This window comes from Desulfosporosinus sp. BICA1-9, assembly GCF_000802135.1.
Genome location: NZ_JUEE01000193.1, coordinates 1 through 5,964, shown reverse-complemented (window position 1 = coordinate 5,964; position 5,964 = coordinate 1). Strand labels below are relative to the sequence as shown.

General features: G+C 45.1%; 6 protein-coding genes. All 6 read right to left on the bottom strand.

The window, feature by feature from the left end:
* Positions 1–92: 92 nt before the first annotated feature.
* Positions 93–359 carry a 30S ribosomal protein S15 gene (gene rpsO / locus JL57_RS23980; RefSeq protein WP_034144454.1) on the bottom strand — a complete coding sequence of 89 codons (267 nt, stop codon included), beginning with the start codon at positions 357–359 and terminating at the stop codon, positions 93–95.
* 142 nt (positions 360–501) lie between these two features.
* Complete coding sequence (locus JL57_RS23975; protein WP_034144453.1) at positions 502–1,419, bottom strand: bifunctional riboflavin kinase/FAD synthetase; 918 nt, start codon at positions 1,417–1,419, stop codon at positions 502–504.
* Positions 1,420–1,432: 13 nt separating this feature from the next.
* Positions 1,433–2,317: a tRNA pseudouridine(55) synthase TruB gene (truB, locus tag JL57_RS23970; RefSeq protein ID WP_034144452.1), complete on the bottom strand. Its 885-nt coding sequence runs from the start codon at positions 2,315–2,317 to the stop codon at positions 1,433–1,435.
* Positions 2,301–3,284 (bottom strand): bifunctional oligoribonuclease/PAP phosphatase NrnA, encoded by a 984-nt coding sequence (locus JL57_RS23965; protein WP_034144451.1) that lies wholly within the window; start codon positions 3,282–3,284, stop codon positions 2,301–2,303. Before JL57_RS23965 ends, truB begins: the two co-directional genes overlap by 17 nt.
* Complete coding sequence (gene rbfA, locus JL57_RS23960; RefSeq protein WP_034144450.1) at positions 3,277–3,648, bottom strand: 30S ribosome-binding factor RbfA; 372 nt, start codon at positions 3,646–3,648, stop codon at positions 3,277–3,279. The genes JL57_RS23965 and rbfA overlap by 8 nt, the downstream gene beginning before the upstream one ends.
* A gap of 25 nt (positions 3,649–3,673) precedes the next feature.
* Positions 3,674–5,964: translation initiation factor IF-2 (gene infB, locus JL57_RS23955; RefSeq protein ID WP_034144455.1), on the bottom strand; the 2,291-nt coding region annotated here is incomplete at its 5' end.

The following is a 5,964-nucleotide window of genomic DNA, read 5'->3' as shown; positions in this document are numbered from 1 at the left end:
AGTATATAACGCAAGTTTATACTTTCTGATAGCATAAAAAAGAAAGAAGCGGACCACATAGATCCGCTTCGCTCCTTTGGCCTTTGAGTTGATTACTTCCGTAATCCCAGCACGCCAATAATATTCCGATAACGTTCGAAATTAACATTTTTAAGATACGTTAACAACGCACGTCTTGAACCAACCATTTTCAAAAGTCCACGACGGGAATGGTGGTCTTTTTTATGCGTCTTAAAGTGCTCTGTCAAATAGGTAATCCGTTCAGTCAGAAGCGCAATTTGCACTTCCGGAGACCCAGTGTCCCCTTCGTGTTGTGCATGCTTGAGAATAATCTCTTGCTTTTTCTCAGGTGTCATCATGATAAGTTTCCTCCATTTTTTCATCATTCCCAACTGCCCAGGATAACGTTGGAGACTTCGTCAAACCGAGTCAGTGGGTCCTTATAGTTTCTAAAACAGTATACATTGTAACGAAGCTTTTGTAAAGTTGATTAATTTATGCTTAATTTTCCAGGAGAACCTGGGCTTTAGCCCTGTCTTTATTTAACTGAATCAACAGTTCATCGACACCTTTGAATTTTCGTTCATCCCGCAAGCGCTCCTCAATGAGCACCGTAATCTCTTGACCGTATAAATCTCCCTCAAAATCGAGAAAATGCACCTCGGCTATAGTATCGTAGAGGTCGTGAAACGTTGGTTTCATACCAATGTTCATCATCCCCGATACACTCTTACCGTCCAAATAAGCTCTAACCGCATAGACCCCTCTCTTTGGAACTAGAAAGTCTTCTGAGGTGAGAATATTTGCTGTTGGATAACCAAGCAGACGACCTCGTTCTTCCCCATGTACGACGGTCCCACGTAAGTATGGTGGACGCCCAAGTAGAGACGCAGCTAATTTAATATCCCCCTGTAAAAGTGCTTTACGTATACTACTCGAAGAGATCACCTGACCATCTAACATTTGAGCTTGAAGTACACTCACTCCAAATCCATGTTTCTGTCCCAAAACCTGAATTAACTCGGAATTCCCCTTACCTTGATCACCAAATGAGTAATTAAATCCAACCACAACATGAATTATACCTAGGGGAAGCAGAATCTTCTCGACGAAATGTTCCGGAGAAGTCTTTGCCATTTCTCTAGTAAACGGTAAAAGATAGACAGTGCGAACCCCAATTTCCTCTAAATAGTGTAAACGCTCTTGATTTGTCGACAAGAGTTTAATTCCCCGTTCGGGAAATAGCACCTTTAGCGGATGAGGTTCAAAGATTAATACATCTAGGCTCACACCCAAACTCATCGCTTGACTTAATCCCTGTTCCAGCAATCGACGATGTCCTAGATGTACCCCATCAAAATTACCCAAAGCTAAAACACAGGGTTCACTTTCTATTGGCAGACTTGTTCGAACTTGCACCGATTAGACCCTCCTAAATTAAAACCTTATGCGGAAATAGGCCTTCCTCTCGCCAAATTCCAATTCCGATTAATTTGCCATCCTCTATCACCTGAACAAACGGCTCACTTCCCTCGCTTGATGACTTGACCCATTCTCTCTTAGTTGGCAAGCCATGCCGGAAGGCATTCCCTCGCACCGCGGATAAAAATACTTGAGGCAGATCAATTCCTGCGGTTAGAGGAAGTAAAAAAGCATAGTTACCGAGACCTGTGGCCTCTTCTATTTCCTCAAGTGTCCAACTCGCTTGGATCTTAAACGGACCAGATCGGACGCGTACTAAATAGGACATATGTGCGCCACAACCTAAAGCCTGTCCCAGATCATGACTTATTGTCCGTATGTATGTCCCCTTTGAGCATTCAATCTCTAAGATTGCCCGTGGGTACTCCCCTTCATACCATTTTGCCAGCTCTAATTTGTAGATAGATACTTCGCGTGGTGCTATCTCAACAGCTAACCCTTGCCGAGCATATTCATAAAGATGTTTTCCTTCTTTGCGAACCGCCGAATACATCGGGGGAATCTGAGACACTTTACCCTGGAAACTTGGGATAACCCGCTCTAAGTCACTCCGTTTCAAATCCGGGGAAGTTCTTTTTGTCACTTTTCCGGAAGCGTCTTGAGTTTCTGTTGTGATTCCAAAGGTAACCTCAGCAATGTAAGCTTTACCCTGCTCAGTAATGTATTCTGCAAGACGGGTCCCCCTCCCAACACATATGGGTAACACGCCAGCTACTCCAGGGTCAAGCGTTCCGGTATGGCCGACTTTCTTAATTTTCAAGAGCTTTCTCAGCCAGACTACGACATCTGAAGAGGTCATTCCAGGGGGTTTAAGGACATTAATGACTCCTTCCACTCCTTAACCCCTCCTCAATTGCCGAGATGATGTTTTGTTTAGCTTCAGCCATAGGGATTCTGAACGTACATCCTGCAGCACGCTTGTGCCCTCCTCCACCGAACTGTGCAGCAATTTCATTGACATTCAACCAGAGATTAGAACGGAGACCTCCCTTGATTTCTTGAGGTCCCACCTCTTTCAGCAATACAGCCACTTCAACGCCCGCAATACTTCGAATATGATTCACCAATCCGTCACTTACTTCCTGATCAGCCTTACTTTTTCGAAAGTCTTCTAAGCTTAAGGTCATGATTGCCAGTTGACCCTCTGCATAAATTCCTAATCCATTTAGAGCATATTGCAGTAATTTAACTTGGGCAAGGGGCTTTTGATCAAAAATATGATGGTGAATATCTTGTATATCAATGCCTTTGTCCAATAAGTCTGCAGTCAGACGATGAGTCTGAGCCGTCGTACTACTGTATTGATAGCAGCCAGTATCCGTTACAATGGCAGTGTAAAGATTCGTGGCTATCTCTTCATCTATTTTTACGCCTAATTGCTGAATAAGGGTAAAGGCGAGTTCTCCAACAGCGCTTGCTTGGGCATCGATGCAGTTAACGTGACCAAAGAGCTGATTTGAGATGTGGTGATCTAAGTTAAGCACTATGCTTTCTTCAGAGAGGTCGGTTATTGAAAGATTTACGCGCCCCAGATCCGTACAATCCACAAACAGTAAGGTTTTAGGTTGAGGATTCGGAAGCTCCTGACTTACCCGAGACGAGCCTGGCAAAAACTTTAAATTATTAGGCACCGGATTCGGATTGTAATAGGTTACTTCTTTACCCATCTTCTCTAACGCAAGACCTATTGCTAACATAGATCCGATACAATCCCCATCGGGTGATACATGGGAGAAAAGCGCCACCTTTGGCGCTTTTCTTAACACTCGAATCATCTCTTCAATATGACTATTTTCATTCATGGGATTCTTCCTTACTCGAATCGTCAAGTCCAACATTTTGTAATAGCTTAGCAATGTGGGCGCCATGTTGAATAGAAGGATCGTATTTAAACACAATGGAAGGGACATGGCGCAGGCGTACACGTTTTCCGATTTCAGACCGTACGTACCCCGCAGCTCGATTCAGAGCCTCCAAGGTGACCTTTCCTTCTTCTTCCGTGCCCAAAACGCTAACGTACACTTTAGCATGGGATAAATCATCAGCGACATCCACACTAGTCAGGGTGACAAATCCAATCCGAGGATCTTTCAACTCTACCCGAATAAGTTGAGAAATCTCTTCTTTGAGTGTTTCTGCCAATCGATTGGGTCGATGTTTAGACATACCAATACCTCCAGGGCCTGATTTACTACAATGTGCGTTTGACTTCTTCCAGGACAAACGCTTCAATGATGTCTCCTTCTTTAATGTCATTGAATTTTTCGATGCCAATACCACATTCATAACCCTCGGCAACTTCTTTGACATCATCCTTGAAGCGTCTCAATGACTCCATAACACCATCATGAATGACAATGCTATCCCGGATAACTCTTACCTTAGCAGAACGGATGATCTTTCCTTCTGTTACCATACATCCAGCAACAGTCCCCGATTTTGGTACTTTAAAGACCTGACGGACTTCAACTTTGCCTAAGACAACCTCTTTAAAGGTTGGATCAAGAAGTCCGGTCATGGCTGCTTTAACATCTTCAATGGCATCATAGATGACTCGATAGAGTCTTAGATCGACGCCTTCGAGTTGAGCCGTCGCTTTCGCATTAGCATCCGGCCGAACATTGAAGCCAATAATAATCGCATTGGAAGCTGAGGCCAGCATAATATCGTTTTTATTAATAGCACCGACTCCACCATGGATTGGGTTGACGCGCACCTCGCCTGTCGAAAGCCTCAGCAACGCCTGACGCAAAGCTTCAACCGATCCTTGGACATCTGCTTTAATAATAACGTTGAGCTCTTTAATTTCGCCCTCTTTAATCTTGTCAAAGAGGTCTTCTAAACTCACTTTAGCCACAATCTTTTTAGACTCTTCCACTTTACGCACAGCCGTACGTGCGGCTGTAATATGGCGCGCCAATTTTTCATCTGCGACTATATAGAACAATTCTCCAGCCTCAGGCACTTCGGATAAGCCATGAACTTCAACCGGCATGGATGGGCCTGCTTTTTTAACCCGTCGCCCATTATCATCGACCATGGCCTTAATTCGTCCATAGGCACAACCAGCTACTGCAACATCTCCAATATTGAGAGTACCCTTGGAAACGAGAACCGTAGCGATCGGTCCCTTTCCTTTATCCAACTCTGCCTCGATGACGGTTCCAGCAGCCGGACGGTTCGGATTTGCTTTGTAATCACGAACTTCTGCGACCAGCAAAATCATCTCGAGAAGTTGTTCGATGCCTAAATTATTTTTTGCTGAGACAGGAACGGCAATGGTATCTCCGCCCCATTCTTCAACGACAAGACCATACTCTGTCAGTTCTTGTTTTACTTTTTCCGGAGTTGCATTTTCTTTATCTATTTTGTTAATGGCTACGATGATGGGAACCTCAGCCGCCTTGGCGTGATTGATTGCTTCTATGGTTTGAGGCATAACTCCATCATCTGCCGCCACTACTAAAACTGCGATATCCGTAACTTGTGCTCCTCTAGCCCGCATTGACGTGAAAGCCTCATGGCCAGGTGTATCTAAGAACGTAATCTTTTGATTGTTGATTTCAACTTGGTACGCACCAATATGCTGGGTTATTCCACCTGCTTCCGAAGCAGTCACATGTGTGGTACGAATAGCATCCAAGAGTGACGTCTTGCCATGGTCAACATGTCCCATTACGGTTACAACCGGTGGACGGAAAACGAGGTCTTTCGGATCATCTTGGATCTCCTCAATTACAGCCATTGATTTTTCCGCTTTTACCTCTACAGTGACACCTAGTTCACCAGCCAAAATTGTAGCAGTCTCTGAGTCTAACTCCTGATTAATGGTAGCCATAACACCCAAATTCATCAGCTGTTTGATCAGTTCTCCTGCTTTACGGCTCATCTTACTGGCTAAATCTTGTACTGAAATCGATTCTTGAATTACAATGTGTTTGGGGGTCGTGTCCCTTACTTCTTTTTTAGGATGTTTTTGGAACCGTCTATGTGGTGAACGAATCGCATTTTCTCTTTCTTTCTCGACTTCGCGTTTGCGTTCATAAGCTTTGTCTTGGGCTTTTTTATTAGCTGGCAACTGTCGCTTAGCTTGTTCAGTAATTGTAGGAGTTGAGGGAGCACCTGCACCAGCACGCGGTGCCATTCCTGGACGTGGACTTTGCCCTTGTCCTTGATATCCGGGACGGGGACCTTGTCCTTGTCCTTGATACCCTGGACGGGGACCTTGTCCTTGTCCAGGACCTTGTCCCTGATACCCTGGACGAGGGCCTTGCGGCTGTCCTTGATATCCCGGACGAGGACCTTGCGGTTGTCCCTGATATCCCGGACGAGGACCTTGTGGTTGCCCCTGATATCCCGGACGAGGACCTTGCGGTTGTCCTTGATATCCCGGACGGGGACCTTGCGGTTGTCCTTGATATCCCGGACGGGGACCTTGCGGTTGTCCTTGATATCCCGGACGGGGACCTTGCGGTTGTCCTT